At 58.5% G+C, this 15329-nt stretch carries 13 protein-coding genes; 8 read left to right on the forward strand and 5 right to left on the reverse strand.

Features of this window, described 5'->3' with window-relative positions; all coding sequences use genetic code 11:
• Positions 1-54: 54 nt before the first annotated feature.
• Together dprA and AU11_RS13555 are read right to left on the reverse strand one after the other, a co-directional pair.
• On the reverse strand, positions 55-1209 hold the full coding sequence (gene dprA, locus AU11_RS13550; RefSeq protein WP_043319841.1) for a DNA-processing protein DprA: 1155 nt from the start codon (positions 1207-1209) through the stop codon (positions 55-57).
• A 102-nt stretch (positions 1210-1311) separates the two neighbouring features.
• Positions 1312-2379, reverse strand: a complete 1068-nt coding sequence (locus AU11_RS13555) for a LysM peptidoglycan-binding domain-containing protein (RefSeq protein WP_043319842.1) — start codon at positions 2377-2379, stop codon at positions 1312-1314.
• A gap of 280 nt (positions 2380-2659) precedes the next feature.
• Here AU11_RS13555 and def point away from each other — a divergent pair, with 280 nt between their 5' ends.
• From def to AU11_RS13580, 5 genes are all read left to right on the forward strand, one after another.
• Positions 2660-3166, forward strand: a complete 507-nt coding sequence (gene def / locus AU11_RS13560) for a peptide deformylase (protein ID WP_043319843.1) — start codon at positions 2660-2662, stop codon at positions 3164-3166.
• A 210-nt stretch (positions 3167-3376) separates the two neighbouring features.
• Positions 3377-4360 (forward strand): methionyl-tRNA formyltransferase, encoded by a 984-nt coding sequence (gene fmt / locus AU11_RS13565; RefSeq protein ID WP_043319844.1) that lies wholly within the window; start codon positions 3377-3379, stop codon positions 4358-4360.
• Positions 4353-5678, forward strand: coding sequence for a 16S rRNA (cytosine(967)-C(5))-methyltransferase RsmB (gene rsmB / locus AU11_RS13570; protein WP_043319845.1), 1326 nt, complete (start codon positions 4353-4355; stop codon positions 5676-5678). The genes fmt and rsmB overlap by 8 nt, the downstream gene beginning before the upstream one ends.
• A 266-nt stretch (positions 5679-5944) precedes the next feature.
• A complete protein-coding gene (gene trkA / locus AU11_RS13575; RefSeq protein WP_043319846.1) occupies positions 5945-7330 on the forward strand; it encodes a Trk system potassium transporter TrkA in 1386 nt (461 codons plus the stop codon).
• Between the two features lie 17 nt (positions 7331-7347).
• The gene (locus AU11_RS13580; protein ID WP_043319847.1) at positions 7348-8799 is read left to right on the forward strand and encodes a TrkH family potassium uptake protein; all 1452 of its coding nucleotides are present in this window, start codon (positions 7348-7350) and stop codon (positions 8797-8799) included.
• A gap of 26 nt (positions 8800-8825) precedes the next feature.
• On the opposite strand, the gene AU11_RS17830 is transcribed toward AU11_RS13580, so the two are convergent.
• The 3 genes from AU11_RS17830 to AU11_RS13595 form a co-directional block, all read right to left on the reverse strand.
• Positions 8826-9410 (reverse strand): CDP-alcohol phosphatidyltransferase family protein, encoded by a 585-nt coding sequence (locus tag AU11_RS17830; protein ID WP_051687252.1) that lies wholly within the window; start codon positions 9408-9410, stop codon positions 8826-8828.
• Positions 9411-9585: 175 nt separating this feature from the next.
• Positions 9586-10161 carry a DUF2239 family protein gene (locus AU11_RS13590; RefSeq protein WP_043319848.1) on the reverse strand — a complete coding sequence of 192 codons (576 nt, stop codon included), beginning with the start codon at positions 10159-10161 and terminating at the stop codon, positions 9586-9588.
• Positions 10162-10414: 253 nt separating this feature from the next.
• On the reverse strand, positions 10415-11284 hold the full coding sequence (locus tag AU11_RS13595) for a lysophospholipid acyltransferase family protein (protein ID WP_043320543.1): 870 nt from the start codon (positions 11282-11284) through the stop codon (positions 10415-10417).
• Positions 11285-11468: 184 nt separating this feature from the next.
• Between AU11_RS13595 and glyQ the strand changes: the two genes are divergently transcribed.
• From glyQ to gmhB, 3 genes are all read left to right on the forward strand, one after another.
• Positions 11469-12449 (forward strand): glycine--tRNA ligase subunit alpha, encoded by a 981-nt coding sequence (gene glyQ / locus AU11_RS13600; RefSeq protein ID WP_043319849.1) that lies wholly within the window; start codon positions 11469-11471, stop codon positions 12447-12449.
• Positions 12449-14530: a glycine--tRNA ligase subunit beta gene (glyS, locus tag AU11_RS13605; protein WP_043319850.1), complete on the forward strand. Its 2082-nt coding sequence runs from the start codon at positions 12449-12451 to the stop codon at positions 14528-14530. Before glyQ ends, glyS begins: the two co-directional genes overlap by 1 nt.
• Before the next feature lie 74 nt (positions 14531-14604).
• Positions 14605-15153, forward strand: coding sequence for a D-glycero-beta-D-manno-heptose 1,7-bisphosphate 7-phosphatase (gmhB, locus tag AU11_RS13610; RefSeq protein ID WP_043319851.1), 549 nt, complete (start codon positions 14605-14607; stop codon positions 15151-15153).
• The last annotated feature ends 176 nt before the right edge of the window (positions 15154-15329 follow it).

Genomic DNA, 15329 nt, shown 5'->3' on the forward strand with positions numbered 1-15329 from the left:
TCACTCCATGGGATTTTCGATCAAATTTCAGGAGTGACCGTAACGGCTTTTTTGTTATTCCACCAGTCCGGCCAGGGTTTTGGCGCCGCTACCGGTAAGCTGATAACCGCCGGGTAGCTGTTCCACCAAGCCCTCCAGTTCCAGGTGCAACAGGGTCGCCATCAAATCACCGGTATCACCTCCGGTGTCACGAGCCAGCTGCTCGATACTGCGGGGGTCGCCCCCCAGTGCAGCAATAATGTCGCGCTGCTGCGGTGACAACTGGTCTGCCGGAGATGCCAACCCATCGAACAGCGATTGCTGTTCCACCATACCCGACAGCAGTCCCCCCAGTTGCGCAACGATATCTGCGCTGGTTTCCACCAGGTGTGCGCCGTGCTTGATCATATGATGGCAGCCCCGGGCCATGGGGTTGTGAATGGAGCCGGGAATCGCGAACACCTCGCGATTTTGCTCCAGTGCCAGGCGCGCGGTAATCAGTGAGCCGGAGCGCACCGCCGCCTCCACCAGCAGGGTACCGAGACTCAGCCCGGCAATGATGCGGTTGCGCCGGGGGAAGTTAGCGGCCTCCGGGGCCGTCGCCAGGGGCATTTCACTCACAATAGCCCCGCCACTGGCAACAATCTGCTCGGCCAGTACCGCATTGCGCACCGGGTAGATGCGGTCCACACCGGTGCCAAGCACCGCGACGGTTTTACCCTCGCCGCGCAGGGCCCCCTTGTGGGCCGAGGCATCAACACCCAGCGCCAGCCCGGAAGTGATGGCAAAGCCCGCCGCAGCGAGGTCGGCGGAAAAGGCTTCCGCGTTGTCGAGCCCGGCGCGGCTGGCGCGGCGTGGGCCCCCCACCGCGATCTGAGGCAGCGACAGTGCCGCGGGGTCGCCAGCCACATACAGTAACGGTGGCGGCCGATGGATTTCACGCAGCAGCGATGGGTAGCCGTCGTCTTCGCAATGCAGCTGAAAGATACGGGCTTCCGCACAGCGCTCTCGCTCGGCAAGGGCCCACTGGCCGAGTTCGCTATCCAGCGCAAGGCGCTGGAGTTCTGCCAGTTGTGCCTGAGCACGTGGCGACAATTTGCGGGGGAGTTGTTGCGGGGATTGCTGGAGTGCGGCTTCGGCAGAGCCAAATCGCTCCACCAGCTGCCAGTAGAGGCCGGGGCCTATACCCTCAAGACGAAGGAGTGCGAGAGTCGCGGTCAACGCATCCATGCGTATTCCTTATTTAATCGTGTTCGGCGCCAGGTGGGGATCGCCGAAAAGCGCAGCGGGTGGCTGGTGGTGGCCGCCCGCGCGGTAGCTCTTCAGTGATTCCTACGGGTTGCGCACCAGGTCCATCACCGCCAGCGGTTTGTCCGCTTCCAGTACCAGGCCCAGACTCATTTTCTCAAAGCTGCGGAATACCATCAGTACGCCGGCGCGCTCGTCCGGCAGCTTGACGTTCTGACGGGCGATCTGGTCGCGCACGGTGGCGCCGCGTTTGTAGATCGCCAGCACATGACCCGGCTGCAGGCCTTCACGCAGGCCGCGGTTGATGGCCACCACGTCGTATTTGGCAACCTGGGTGACCCCCTCTTCCACACCGAGGATGACGCCATCCACCGGAACAGACGGCGCACCCGGCTGGAACAGCGCGGCAATAGCGCGCTCCTCAACCGGCAACAGGCGGTCCTGCAGGCGGATGTCGCGGCTGGTGCGGGTCACATCCAGGGTGGCGACGGCAAATTCGCTGTTGGCATTGTCCGCATCCAGCTGACGCAGGTCCACAGAGCCCACGTCCAGGGCCTGCTGGCCGAGCTCTTCCCCGGTAAAGGGATCGGCGTAGACCGGACCGGGACGGTAGATACCATAGGAGGCGAGGGGCTCGCGGAAATCGCCGCGGGCGTAAATCTTCTCACCGGCACCCATCAGGATGCGCTGATCCTGGCCGGAAATTACGTAAGGTACGCCCTGGAAAGCACCCGGACCCACAATGCGGGTACGAGACAGGAAGGCGTTGATCGCATCCAGGGGAATCGCCGGGATGGCGGTACCGATAGGCTCGCGGCGTACGGACGGACCGAGGCGGTTGTTGCTCGCCGGGCTCAGCTTGTAGGCAGTAGGCGCGCGATCCAGCTGCAGGCGCGGCTGGCCGTCGACATATACGAGGTTCAGGCGGTCACCGGGATAAATAAGGTGGGGGTTCTCTACCTGGGGGTTCACCTGCCAGATCTCTGGCCAGTACCAGGGCTGGGAGAGAAAGGTACCGGAGATGTCCCAGAGGGTGTCACCCTTCTGTACGACATAGGTGTCCGGGTGGTCAGGCTTGAGGCGCGCGTCTTGCGCCTGCAGGCCAAAGGTCGCCAACAGGGTTGCGGCGGCGGCCAGGATTATTTTTTTCATGGAAGCATTCCTATGCTTTTTTTGTCGCGAGCGCTGGGGCCTTACTGTCTGCTAAAGAATCTGCTGAATCTTTATACGGCTATCACTGCGGGTTTATATCGCTATAATCTCACAGCGCTGAACCGGTGGCGGCTGATGTCGCCGGGGCGGGAAGCAATAGAACGCCAGCTGGCTTGTCGGCCAGTGTGCGGATACAGCCCCCCAATTCAGCAAATTTCAAGCGCGATCATTATGTTATCAGCGCAAGTTCCACTAAGACTAGAAGTTTGTCACAGGTGTTATGGCCAAACTGGAAATCCTAGAATTCCCCGATCCCCGTCTGCGCAAGGTGGCGGAACCCGTTGCTGAGGTGACGGATGAGCACCGTACGTTGATCGACGATATGTTCGAGACGATGTATGAGGCGCCAGGCGTGGGCCTGGCGGCGACACAGGTCAATGTGCATGAGCGCATTGTGGTGATTGATGTGTCGGAGGATCAGAGTGAGCCGCTGGTACTGATCAACCCGGAGGTTGAGGTGCTGGACCCAGAGATTCACAAGTACGATGAGGGTTGCCTGTCGGTACCTGGTTTCTACGAGACGGTGCAGCGTCCGCGCAAGATCCGCCTGAAGGCGCTGGATCGCAATGGCGAAACCTATGCGCTGGAGGCTGAGGGGCTGCTGGCAGTGTGCATCCAGCACGAGATCGACCATCTCGATGGCAAACTGTTTGTGGATTACATCTCGCCGCTCAAGCGCAACCGTATTCGTTCCAAGCTTGAGAAGGCACATCGCCAGAGAGCTTGATCCCCTAGGCCGGCGCCTTGAAGCCGGTCTTTGGGCGGCAGGGCACTGGGAAGTTGCTTTCAGAACCGCTGTGTATACATCCTTGTACGCTGCGGCGGCGACGTCCCTGTCGCCGACGCTTCTGAAAGCAACTCCCCGGCACCCAGCCTTCGCATCCTAGTTTTAAGCTTCGTCGTCGAGCCCACACCTTCTTTTCTGAAAGCATTTTCCATGAGCCTGAATATCATTTTTGCCGGCACCCCCGACTTTGCTGCCGTACACCTGCAAACCCTGCTCGACAGTGAACACAATGTGATCGCGGTCTACAGCCAGCCCGACCGTCCCGCGGGGCGCGGCAAGAAGCTGCTGGCGAGCCCGGTGAAACAGCTGGCGCTGGAGCACGATATTCCGGTGTATCAGCCGCTGTCCCTGCGGGATGAAGAGGCGCAGAAGGAGCTGGCGGCGCTGAATGCGGATCTGATGGTGGTGGTGGCCTACGGGCTGATCCTGCCACAGGTGGTACTGGATACGCCGCGTCTGGGGTGTGTGAATGTTCACGCCTCGCTGTTGCCGCGCTGGCGCGGGGCGGCGCCGATTCAACGGGCGGTGGAAGCCGGGGATGCCGAAAGTGGCGTGGCGATTATGCAGATGGAGGCGGGGCTGGATACCGGGCCGGTGTTGGTAGAAGCCCGTACAGCCATAACGGCAAGTGAGACCGGTGGCAGCCTGCACGACAAGCTGGCAGGCCTCGGTGGGCCGGCACTGCTGGAGGCTTTGCAGTTGCTGGAGAGCGGCACGGCGCAGCCGCAGGTTCAGGACGATGCACTGGCAAATTATGCGGGCAAGATATCCAAAGAAGAGGCGCGTCTGGACTGGGCGCGGCCAGCAGCGGAACTGGAGCGGCTGATTCGAGCGTTCAATCCATTTCCGGTGTGCTGGACGGAATATCTCGATGGCAAGGGTAAGCCCCAGCGCTTGCGGGTTTATTCCGCAGAGCTGGAACAGGGCTGTCATACCGATGTACCGGGCACGATTCTGAGTGCGGACGATGAAGGTATTCTTGTGGCCTGCGGGCGCGAGGCGTTGCGTCTGACGCAACTACAATTGCCGGGCAAGAAGGCGCTGCCGGTGGCGGAGATTCTGAAAGGCTACCGCGAGCTGTTCGCCGCGGGCATCACACTGAGTCCCGAAAACAAGGGTACCTTTAATGAATGATCCGAGAGCACTGGCGGCGCGGGTAATCGCACGACTTTATCAGGACCGCGGCTCACTGCAGCGGCTGCTGCCGTGGGCGGAAAAGCAAGTGGACGACCCGGAAGGCAACGGCAAGAACCGCTCGCTGCTGCGCGAACTCTGCTACGGCACCGCGCGCTTCGCGCCGCGACTGGAGCTGATCCTCGGCAAACTGTCGAAAAAACCTATTAAAGATGAAGAACTGGCCGCACTGATGCTGGTAGGTCTGTACCAGTTGGAATACACGCGCATCCCCGACCACGCCGCCATCGGCGCCACCGTCGAGGCCGCACGGGCCCTCAAACTCGGCCACGCCTGTGGGGTCGTCAACGGCGTGTTGCGCAATGCCCTGCGCAATAAGGAAACACTGACGCGCAAACTCTCCGGCAACCCCCAGTTCAGCTCCGCCCACCCCGAGTGGCTGCAGCAGGCCATCAAAGCCGCCTGGGGCAGTGAGGCGCGCACCGTATTCACCGCCAACAACGAAAACCCGCCCATGACCCTGCGGGTGAATCTCTCCAAAAACACCCGCGACGAATACCTGGCGCAGCTAAAAGACGCCGGCATCCCCGCCCAGCCATGCGAATACTCCGCCGCCGGACTTGTGCTGGAAAACCCCGTCGCCGTCAGCCGCCTGCCCGGCTTTGAAGACGGCCTGGTCAGCGTCCAGGACCAGTCTGCGCAACTGGCCGGCACCCTGCTCGACCCGCAGCCCAACGAAAAAATCCTCGACGCCTGCGCCGCCCCCGGCGGCAAAACCTGCCACCTGCTCGAGATTCAACCGGAGCTCGACCTGAGCGCGCTGGACATCGAAGAAGACCGCCTCGACCGCGTCATCGAAAACCTCGAACGCCTCGGTGTTGGCGCCCAGATCATCTGTGCAGACGCCGCCGAACCCGAACACTGGTGGGACGGCGAACAATTCGACCGCATCCTCCTCGACGCCCCCTGCTCCGCCACCGGCGTCATTCGCCGCAACCCCGATATCAAGCTCCTGCGCCGCGCCGAAGACATCCCCGAGCTGGCCGCGCTTCAGGGCAAAATCCTGCGTGCAATGTGGCGCCTGTTAAAACCCGGTGGCACCCTCCTCTACGCCACCTGTTCCATACTCCCCGAGGAAAACAGCGCTCAAGTGGCGCGCTTCATTGCGGAGACACCGGATGCGAGGGACAATACGCCGCAATTGCTGATTGAGCAGCCTTGGGGGCTGCCGCAGGATGCGGGTATGCAGTTGCTGCCGGGAATCCATGCGGGTGATGGGTTTTATTACGCGAAGCTCGAAAAGGCACAGGATGCGTAATTCTTTGGCGGATGCGCTTTCGCTTATCCACCCTACAGAATGGTTCGTCCGCACTAACGAAGCACAATAGTAAAAATTGAAGGACGGGTGCCGGGTGCGGGTTTTCAGGATCGTCGCAAACAGGATGTTTGCGCCGAAGCGCCCAGGGATGGGTTCACAGCGGTCCTGAAAACCCGTACCCGGTGCCCGGCCGCCACCGCGCTCACAAAAGAACATTTTGCCGAGCGTGGCACAAAGGCCAGAAACCACGGGCCCAATCGCATTTTATGAAAATCATCATTCTCGGCGCCGGCCAGGTCGGTGGATCACTGGCAGAAAGCCTCGCCTCGGAACGCAACGACATTGTTCTGGTAGACAGCGACGAGAAAACCCTGCGCGAGCTCCGCGACAAAATCGACATCGGCGTCGTCCAGGGGCACGCCTCCCACCCGGACATCCTGCAGGAAGCCGGCATCGAAGACGCCGACATCTTGGTAGCCGTCACCAACAACGACGAAACCAACATGGCCGCCTGTCAGATCGCTCACTCCCTGTTCCGGGTCACCACCAAAATTGCCCGCGTACGCGCCTCCGCGTATCTGCAGTATCCGGAACTCTTCTCCACCGAATCGATCCCCATCGACGTGCTTATCAGCCCCGAGCAGATCGTGTCCGAATACATCTCCCGACTGATCGAACATCCCGGTGCCCTGCAGGTTCTCGACTTCGCCGACGGTCGGGTCCAGCTCGTCGCCGTGCGCGCCGTCCAGGGCGGACCACTGGTAGGCCATCAGCTGCGCTACCTGCGCGAACATATGCCCAAGGTAGACACCCGCGTCGCTGCCATCTATCGCCGCAACAGCCCCATCATTCCCCAGGGCTCCACCGTCATCGAAGCCGGCGACGAAGTCTTCTTTATCGCCGCCAAGCAGGACATCCGCGCGGTCATGAGCGAACTGCGCCGGCTGGAACAGGGCTACAAGCGCATCACCATCGCCGGCGGCGGCAATATCGGGTTGCGTCTCGCTACCAAACTGGAAAATCGCTACTCGGTAAAAGTCATCGAGCAGGATCACGACCGCTGTATCTTTCTTTCGGAAGAGCTCAGCAACAGCATCGTCCTCCACGGCAGTGCCTCCGACCAGGACCTGCTGCTGGAAGAGAACATTGAAGACACCGACGTGTTCCTCGCGCTGACCAACGATGACGAAGCCAACATCATGTCGTCATTGCTGGCCAAACGCCTTGGCACCCGCAAAGTGATGGCATTGATCAACAATCGCGCCTACGTCGATCTGGTACAGGGCGGCGAGATTGATATTGCCATTTCACCCCAACAGAACACCATTGGCAGCCTGCTCACCCACGTGCGTCGTGGCGACATGGTGAATGTGCACTCCCTGCGCCGCGGCGCCGCCGAAGCCATTGAAGTCATCGCCCACGGGGACAATCGCACCTCCAAAGTGGTGGGAAGAAAAATAGAGGATATCGACCTGCCGGAAGGCGCCAGTATTGGTGCCATCGTGCGCGAACGGGATGGCGAGAGCCAGGTACTGATCGCGCACGACAATATTGTCGTAGAGTCGGACGATCACGTGATCGTGTTCCTTGTCGACCGTCGCCATACCCGCCACGTGGAGCAACTGTTCCAGGTCGGCTTCAGTTTCTTCTGACGGCAGGAATCGAGTTAATGCGATTAGCGGTCATAGCGCGGGTCTTCGGTATTCTGCTGACGGTATTCAGCCTGACGCTGCTGCCGCCCATCGGCGTATCTCTGTGGTATGAGGACGGCACCCATATCGCCTTCACCATCGCCTTTGCCATTACCCTGCTGACTGGCCTGCTGATGTGGTTGCCGGTACACGACCTAAAGCAGGACCTCCGCACCCGCGACGGGTTCGTAGTGACCTCGCTGTTCTGGCTTATCCTGGGCAGTTTTGGTGCCCTGCCCCTGATTATCAGCCCGGAGCCGGATCTCAACGTGGTGGATTCCATTTTTGAATCCATCTCCGGGCTTACCACTACCGGGGCCACCACCATTGTCGGCCTCGACACCCTGCCACCAGCCATTCTCTATTACCGGCAGCAGCTGCAGTGGTTCGGTGGTATCGGCGTGATTGTAATTGCCTTGGCCATTCTGCCGATGCTCGGTATCGGGGGCATGCAGCTGTACAAGGCAGAAATGCCTGGGCCCGTGAAGGACACCAAGCTGACCCCGCGCATTGCGGAAACCGCGCGGGCGCTGTTTGTGATTTATATCGCGCTCACGGTGCTGTGCGGTATTGGCTACTGGTGGGCGGGAATGACCGTATTCGACGCCATTGGTCACGCGTTTTCCACCGTCGCCAACGGCGGCTTCTCTACCCACGACGCGAGCATGGGGTTTTACGCCCACAATAACGCCATCATGGCGATCGCCATCATTTTTATGCTCACCGCCGCGATCAACTTCGGATTGCACTTCTACGCACTTGGCAATCGTACGGTGAAGCACTACTGGAAGGATTCCGAGTTTCGCTTCTACATTCTCGTTACCGCCGGGGCCTGTGCAATCATCATAAGCTACCTCTACATGTCCGGCACATTCGATATGCGTGGCAGCTTCCTGCACGGTGTATTCCAGGTGGTTTCCATCAGTACTACCGCTGGCTTCGGCTCCGAGACTTTCGCGATCTGGCCCGCGTTTTTGCCCTATATTTTGCTATTGCTCGGCATTATGGGAGCCTGTGCCGGTTCCACTTCCGGGGGCATCAAGGCGGTGCGGGTAATGCTGATCGTAAAATCGGGTATGCGCGAACTCAATCGTCTGGTCCACCCCAATGCCGTAGTGCCGATCAAGGTGAACCGGAAAATTGTGCCGCCGCGGGTAACGGATGCGGTGTGGGGATTTTTTGCGATTTATATTCTGTCGTTTTTTATCCTGACCATATTGGTCATGGCAACCGGCGAAAATTTTGTCACCTCATTTTCTACAGTTGCGTCCTGCCTGAGTAATATCGGCCCGGCACTGGGGGATGCGGCATCTCACTATGGTGAAGTCAATGGTGTGGCCAAGTGCTTATTGATTCTGGCAATGCTGATGGGGCGACTGGAAATTTTCACGCTGCTGGTTTTACTCACACCCGCATTCTGGCGGCATTGATACCACCACAGTATTTTTCGGTATTTTTATTCAAAGGTATCGGCACGCCCGCGAATAATATCCCAGTAGCGTGGAATAAATTTCATCAACACCCAGATTTCCAGAATACAGCCGATCACCGTCAGCGCTTCCACGGTGCTATCAAAAATATTTTCCGCTGCGGATGACTCATCAAACCGCTCTATCGCAACCTGATCAGCTAAACCCATCCCCAGTATTAAAAACGCAATCAGCATAGCGCTGCGCGACAGCCACCCTGGTTTCGCATAAAAGTTTTTTTTCAGCCACCACAACAGTACGGGAAATGCACTTAGCTGAATCGTAAAACGCGTGATGAGGAGCACAGTGTAAGTACCGCTGATGGCACCCAAGTGCCACAACAGCGGTATCAAACACAGGATATACAGGCGGTCCGCTACGGGGTCGAGATAGGATCCGAACCGGGATTGAAGCCCAAATTTCTGTGCCACCCACCCGTCCAGCAAATCACTTAATGCGCCCACGCAGAAAACCACCAGTGCGGCTAAATGCTGATGAGTGAGCGATAGCCAGAAAATTACCGGAATAAGTGCAATACGCAGTAGTGACAGGGCATTGGGCAGGTAGCGCAATGGGCTCTTCACTCTGAATTCAGAGTCCGGGATGTGTGTGTGCTTGGTTCGTCGCATACTGGCTCGCAATGTACACCCGGGGCTTAAGAGCAGGCGCACTTATGAGCTTAATAGAAAATTCCCGGGTATGCGGGAATGCGAAACCACCCGCCAGACGGTTATTTCGCGTGGAGGACTAGCTTGCTTCGCTATCCTTCCCCTGATGAATGGCAGCAATGTCATCAAATTTCTGCAGAAGCAAAACTTTTATATCCTCCGGCCAAGGGGAAATAGCCTTTTCATATCCGATGCGGCTATTGCGGTACATGGCGCGCGCGGCCTCTTCAAATCCCGGTGCATCGGCGAAAACAGACAGCAGGCTGTACAACTGATTCTGTTTCATGCTGATACGTTCTTCTGCGGTGGCGTTTTTCATTGCGGCATCCACAAGGCGGCGCAGTGTTACCGAAGCACCACCGCGCTGCGTTGCCAGCCATTCCCAGTGGCGTGGCAGCAGTGTGACCTCTTTTGATTTCACCCCGAGCTTGGGTCGCCCGCGCTTTCCCCGGGCAGAGTCTGAGTGCCCGTGCAGGCGCGCGAGCACCGTATCGGGATCGCCATGCCATTCGATCTCAATGCGCTTGCAGGATTCTATCTCCAGCACGATCGGCTCTATCCCATCACCACGAGCCATGGTTTCGCGAACAATGGTCTCCAGCGGGCCTTGCGCTATCAGCGACTGCTCATAAATCGCCACATACTCATTTGTCATGATATTCAACTTTATTATTACCCAGGTAAAATATTATTACCCTGAATTTAATTTCAGTCAATTTTACCGGGGTAAAATTATCGCTTCTACCTGATCCTCCCTGACCGGATCGGCCATCAGTGGGATGTGAGTGCGCTGGGAGATCTGACAGGGAGGGCCCTCCAGTGCCGCTGGGACCTGGAGGCTAGAAATGATTTACATCCGGGTGAAATTATCGGGGGGGATTTTGCAACAGAGCGGGCGGCGGAGTGGCCTATTTCTTCTTATATAATCCCGTTCGGCCTTCCGGTCCCTTGCGAAATCGCTTGTACTCCCATTGGTACTGTTCAGGCGCTTCCGCGATACAGGCTTCCACCCCGCGATTAAGGGCGGCGAGGGAGACCTTGGTTTCTTCGCTGTAAATCGCTTTTTCTACGGGTAAAAATACCAACTCGAACCCCCGCTCCAGACGCTTGGCGAAGCCAAATACCACTTTGCAGCCGGTCCGCTGAATCAGGTTGTAGGCGAGAGTCATGGTCAGTGTGGGATGCCCGAAAAAGGGCGCAAATTCACCGCCAGACAGCTCCGGCTCCTGATCGGGAAGTACGCCAACTATTCCGCCCGCCTTGAGCGCCTTTAACAGGGCGCGCACGCCGCGTACATTGGTGGGAACCAGGTTAGCACCAGTTTTCTCACGACCTGCGCGAATCAGCGGATCCAGTGCCTGAATTTTTGGAGGGGCATACAGGCTGGTGGTGGGACCCACCGTGGCAAGGAATTGGCCGAAGATTTCCCAGTTGCCGATGTGCGGGGCCAATACCAGGACACCGCGGCCCTCATCGACTCCCTCGGTCAGCAGCTGCTGGTTGCGCACCCGCTCGATATTGTCCTCGGCCTGACTCCAGGGCTTGCGCCACAGGCTCGCCACCTCAAACCCGGTTTGCGCCGTGCCAATGACACTCTGCCGGGCAAGCTGGTCTCGCGTCTCCTGCGGCATTTCCGGGTAACAGTGTTGCAGGTTAATGCGGCTGATCCGCAGGCTGTTGCCCCCGGTCACCGCGGCGCAATAACCCACCACACTACCCAGGCGGCGCGACCAGCGCAGAGGGAGTAGCCCGATCAACTTCAATGCACCTGCGGCCATTTGCCCTTTGATATCCAACGGTTACATACCTCTCACTGCAGCGACACTCCGCCGTGTTTCATCTTTTTATGGGGAATAGCCCCATTGTGGCCATCAAATCCCCTGCGCGCTGTTTAGTGCGCAACCACCTGCCGCTATAATTGCGCCCCTTGTCTATCCCTCCCAGCTGAAACCGGAGATTGTGGTGTCCGAGCAACAAACCAGCAGTTCTGCCCCGGCGCAGGACCTGAGCACCTTCCAGGGACTGATTTTTACCCTGCAGGAATACTGGGCGCGCCAAGGGTGCGTCATTCTACAGCCTCTGGATATGGAAGTGGGCGCTGGCACCTTCCACCCCGCCACCTTCCTGCGCGCCATCGGCCCGGAAACCTGGAATGCGGCTTACGTACAGCCGTGCCGCCGCCCTACCGATGGCCGCTACGGTGAAAATCCCAACCGCCTGCAGCACTACTATCAGTATCAGGTGGTAATGAAGCCCTCCCCGGCAAATATCCAGGATCTGTACCTGGACAGCCTGCGTGCCCTGGGCATTGATCCGGCAGTACACGATATCCGCTTCGTGGAAGACAACTGGGAATCCCCCACCCTGGGTGCCTGGGGTCTCGGTTGGGAGGTGTGGCTAAACGGCATGGAAGTGACCCAGTTCACTTACTTCCAGCAGGTGGGCGGTCTTGAGTGCTACCCGGTTACCGGCGAGATCACCTACGGTATCGAGCGTATCGCCATGTACCTGCAGGATGTGGAATCCATCTACGACCTGGTGTGGACCCGCAACGCCGACGGCACCCCGGTGACCTATGGCGATGTGTTCCACCAGAACGAAGTGGAAATGTCCCACTACAACTTTGAACACGCGGATGTGGAATTCCTGTTTAACACCTTCGATCACTGTGAGCGCGAGAGCCAGCGCCTGATCGAGCTGGGTCTGCCGCTGCCCGCCTACGAGCAGGTGATGAAAGCGTCCCACGCATTCAACCTGCTGGATGCCCGCCACGCGATTTCCGTTACCGAGCGCCAGCGCTTTATCTTGCGCGTGCGCACCCTCGCTCGCGCCGTGGCGCAGGCCTATTTTGATGCGCGCCACGCCCTCGGTTTCCCACTGGCCACCGAGCAGGCCCGCAACGATGTAATCGCTCAACTCGATGCGCAGAAGGAGAAGAAGTAATGGCTCAGGATTTTCTGGTTGAGCTGGGCACCGAAGAGCTGCCCCCGAAAGCGCTGAACAAATTGATGCAAGCTTTTGCCGAAGGTATCGAGCAGGGTTTGAAAGACGCCGAGCTGGAATACGGTGCCGTCAACGCCTATGCCAGCCCGCGCCGCCTTGCGGTTGCCGTGAGCGATCTCGCCGAGCAGCAGCAAGACAAGCAGATTGAAAAACACGGCCCCGCCGTGGCTGCGGCGTTTGATAAAGACGGTAACCCCACCAAGGCGGCGCAGGGCTTTGCCCGCGGCGCCGGTGTCAGTGTCGACGAATTGGCGCGGGTGCAGACCGACAAGGGCGAGCGTCTGGCGTTTATCAGCGAACAGAAAGGTGAAGCCACCCAGAAACTGCTGGGCGGTATCGTTAGCAAATCGCTCGCTCAATTGCCGATCCCCAAGCGCATGCGCTGGGGTGCGCGCAAAGAAGAATTCGTGCGTCCGGTGCACTGGCTGGTCATGCTGTTCGGTAACGAAACCTTGGACGCGGAAGTGCTTGGCCTGAAAGCCGGCAACAGCACCCGCGGCCACCGCTTCCACTGCAACCGCGAACTCTCTGTTGCATCGGCGAAAGACTATGTGCAGCTGCTGCGCGATCCGGGCTTTGTGGTGGTGGATTTTGCCGAGCGCCGGGAAATGATTCGCGAGCAGGTGCAGGCGGAAGCCAACAATGTAAACGGTGAAGCGGTTATCGATGACGACCTGCTCAACGAAGTCACCGCACTAGTGGAATGGCCGGTGGCGCTGACCGGACGCTTTGAAAAGCGTTTCCTGGATGTACCCGCAGAAGCACTGATCTCTTCCATGAAAGAGCATCAGAAATATTTCCACGTGATCGACGAAGAAGGCAAGCTACTGCCGTTTTTTATTACCGTTTCCAATATTGAAAGTACCGATGCCAAGCAGGTGATCGAAGGCAACGAGCGAGTGATCCGTCCGCGCTTATCAGATGCCGCTTTCTTCTTTGAGACCGATAAAAAAACCAGCCTCGAGGCGCGTCGGGAAAAACTCAAGTCCATCGTGTTCCAGCACAAGCTGGGCACCGTGTACGACAAGACCGAACGCCTGGCGAAACTGGCCGCCGCCATTGCGGAAAAAATCGGTGGCGACTCGGCACTGGCTCAGCGCGCCGCGCAACTGTGTAAATCGGACCTCGTTACCGAAATGGTATTCGAGTTCGCGGATATGCAGGGTATCGCCGGTTACTACTATGCGGAAAATGATGGCGAACCGTTAGATGTGGCCAAGGCCATGTACGAGCAGTACATGCCCAAGTTTGCCGGTGATGAATTACCGCAAACGGAAACCGGCACCATTGTCGCCCTCGCCGATCGTATCGACACCCTCGTCGGTATTTTCGGTATCGGCCAACCGCCCAGCGGTTCCCGCGACCCCTTCGCACTGCGTCGCGCCAGCCTGGGTGTACTGCGCCTGTTGGTGGAAAAGAATATCGATCTGGACCTGCGTGAACTGCTCACTCTGGCGCGCGATGGTTACCCGCGCACCGCGCTGGCGGAGCACGACAACGTCGTCGAGCAGACACTGGCGTATATGATCGAGCGCTTCCGCGCCCGTTACGAAGACGCCGGTATCAAGGCTGAAGTTTTCCTCGCCGTATCCGCGCGCAAACTCTCCCGTCCGCTGGATATTGATAACCGCGTCAACGCGGTGCACAACTTCAGCCAGCTACCGGAAGCGGAAGCGCTGGCCGCAGCCAACAAGCGGGTTTCCAATATTCTTGCGAAACTCGACGGCCCGGCACCGAGCGAAGTGGATCAGGCGCTATTGCAGGAAGATGCAGAAAAGGCTCTGTACCTGGCGATTCGCGATGCGGAAGAAGCGGTTGCACCGCTGTACGCGGAAGCGCGCTTCGACGAAGGCCTCGCAGGCCTGTCTGGACTGCGTGAGACCGTGGACAACTTCTTCGATGGCGTGATGGTAATGGCCGACGACGAACAGCTGCGCAACAACCGCCTGGCACTACTGGCGCAACTGCGCGCGCTGTTCCTTGAGGTTGCCGATATTTCCCAGCTGGCACCCGCCAAGTAAATCGCCGTCCACCCCGTAAGGGCCTGCAAGCAGGCCCTTACGGGTAGATTTCTCTACTACCAGCGTAAATTCCCATGGCCATAATCGTTCTCGACCGCGACGGTGTCATCAATCACCAGAGTGATGATCACGTGACCAGTGTCGACGAGTGGACCCCCATACCCGGGAGTATCGAGGCCATGGCAGAACTCAGCCAGGCCGGATATCAACTGGTGGTGGCGACGAATCAGGAAGGCCTTGCCCGGGGCATGTTCGATCTTGACGACCTGGAGGCCATGCACGCTAAGCTGCGCGCACTAGTAGAAGACGCCGGTGGTGAAGTGGCCGGCATTTTTTATTGCCCCCACAGTGACGACGATAATTGTCGCTGCCGCAAGCCAAAGACGGGCCTGCTGGATGCGATCGAAGCCGAATTTGATACCAGCCTGCACGACTGCTATTTCGTTGGCGATCAGGTCAGAGATTTACAGTGTGCGGTTACGAAAGGTTGCAAACCGGTACTGGTAAGAACGGGTTTTGGTGAGCAGACGCTGGCAACACTGATCGCACATCCCGACCCGCATCTGATCGAAACTCGGGTCATGCGAGATCTCGCCGAGTTTTCAGAATTTATTTTGCGCTAATTTTTTCGTCGCGTTATTCCCCCTTATATTCTTTCGTCGTGAATACGAAAAGTATGGCCACGTACAGTACCGTCAGATATCCGACGTTATTCCCGTGTCGGACGCAAACCTGACTGGATCTCCTGTACCAATTGTATTCCCCGTATTCGAATGATCCCGGTGACACTTTTGTGACC

The sequence above is a fragment of the Microbulbifer sp. HZ11 genome (genome assembly GCF_000708675.1).
Taxonomy (GTDB): domain Bacteria; phylum Pseudomonadota; class Gammaproteobacteria; order Pseudomonadales; family Cellvibrionaceae; genus Microbulbifer.

Bases quoted from the DNA above. Each gene is read 5' to 3' on its own strand.
- AU11_RS13590 (WP_043319848.1), bottom strand. From the start codon at position 10,161: ATGACAAATGAGTATGTGGCGATTTATGAGCAGTCGCTGATAGCGCAA.
- glyS (WP_043319850.1), top strand. From the start codon at position 12,449: ATGGCTCAGGATTTTCTGGTTGAGCTGGGCACCGAAGAGCTGCCCCCG.
- gmhB (WP_043319851.1), top strand. From the start codon at position 14,605: ATGGCCATAATCGTTCTCGACCGCGACGGTGTCATCAATCACCAGAGT.
- trkA (WP_043319846.1), top strand. From the start codon at position 5,945: ATGAAAATCATCATTCTCGGCGCCGGCCAGGTCGGTGGATCACTGGCA.
- AU11_RS13555 (WP_043319842.1), bottom strand. From the start codon at position 2,379: ATGAAAAAAATAATCCTGGCCGCCGCCGCAACCCTGTTGGCGACCTTT.
- def (WP_043319843.1), top strand. From the start codon at position 2,660: ATGGCCAAACTGGAAATCCTAGAATTCCCCGATCCCCGTCTGCGCAAG.
- rsmB (WP_043319845.1), top strand. From the start codon at position 4,353: ATGAATGATCCGAGAGCACTGGCGGCGCGGGTAATCGCACGACTTTAT.
- AU11_RS13595 (WP_043320543.1), bottom strand. From the start codon at position 11,284: ATGGCCGCAGGTGCATTGAAGTTGATCGGGCTACTCCCTCTGCGCTGG.
- AU11_RS13580 (WP_043319847.1), top strand. From the start codon at position 7,348: ATGCGATTAGCGGTCATAGCGCGGGTCTTCGGTATTCTGCTGACGGTA.
- dprA (WP_043319841.1), bottom strand. From the start codon at position 1,209: ATGGATGCGTTGACCGCGACTCTCGCACTCCTTCGTCTTGAGGGTATA.
- fmt (WP_043319844.1), top strand. From the start codon at position 3,377: ATGAGCCTGAATATCATTTTTGCCGGCACCCCCGACTTTGCTGCCGTA.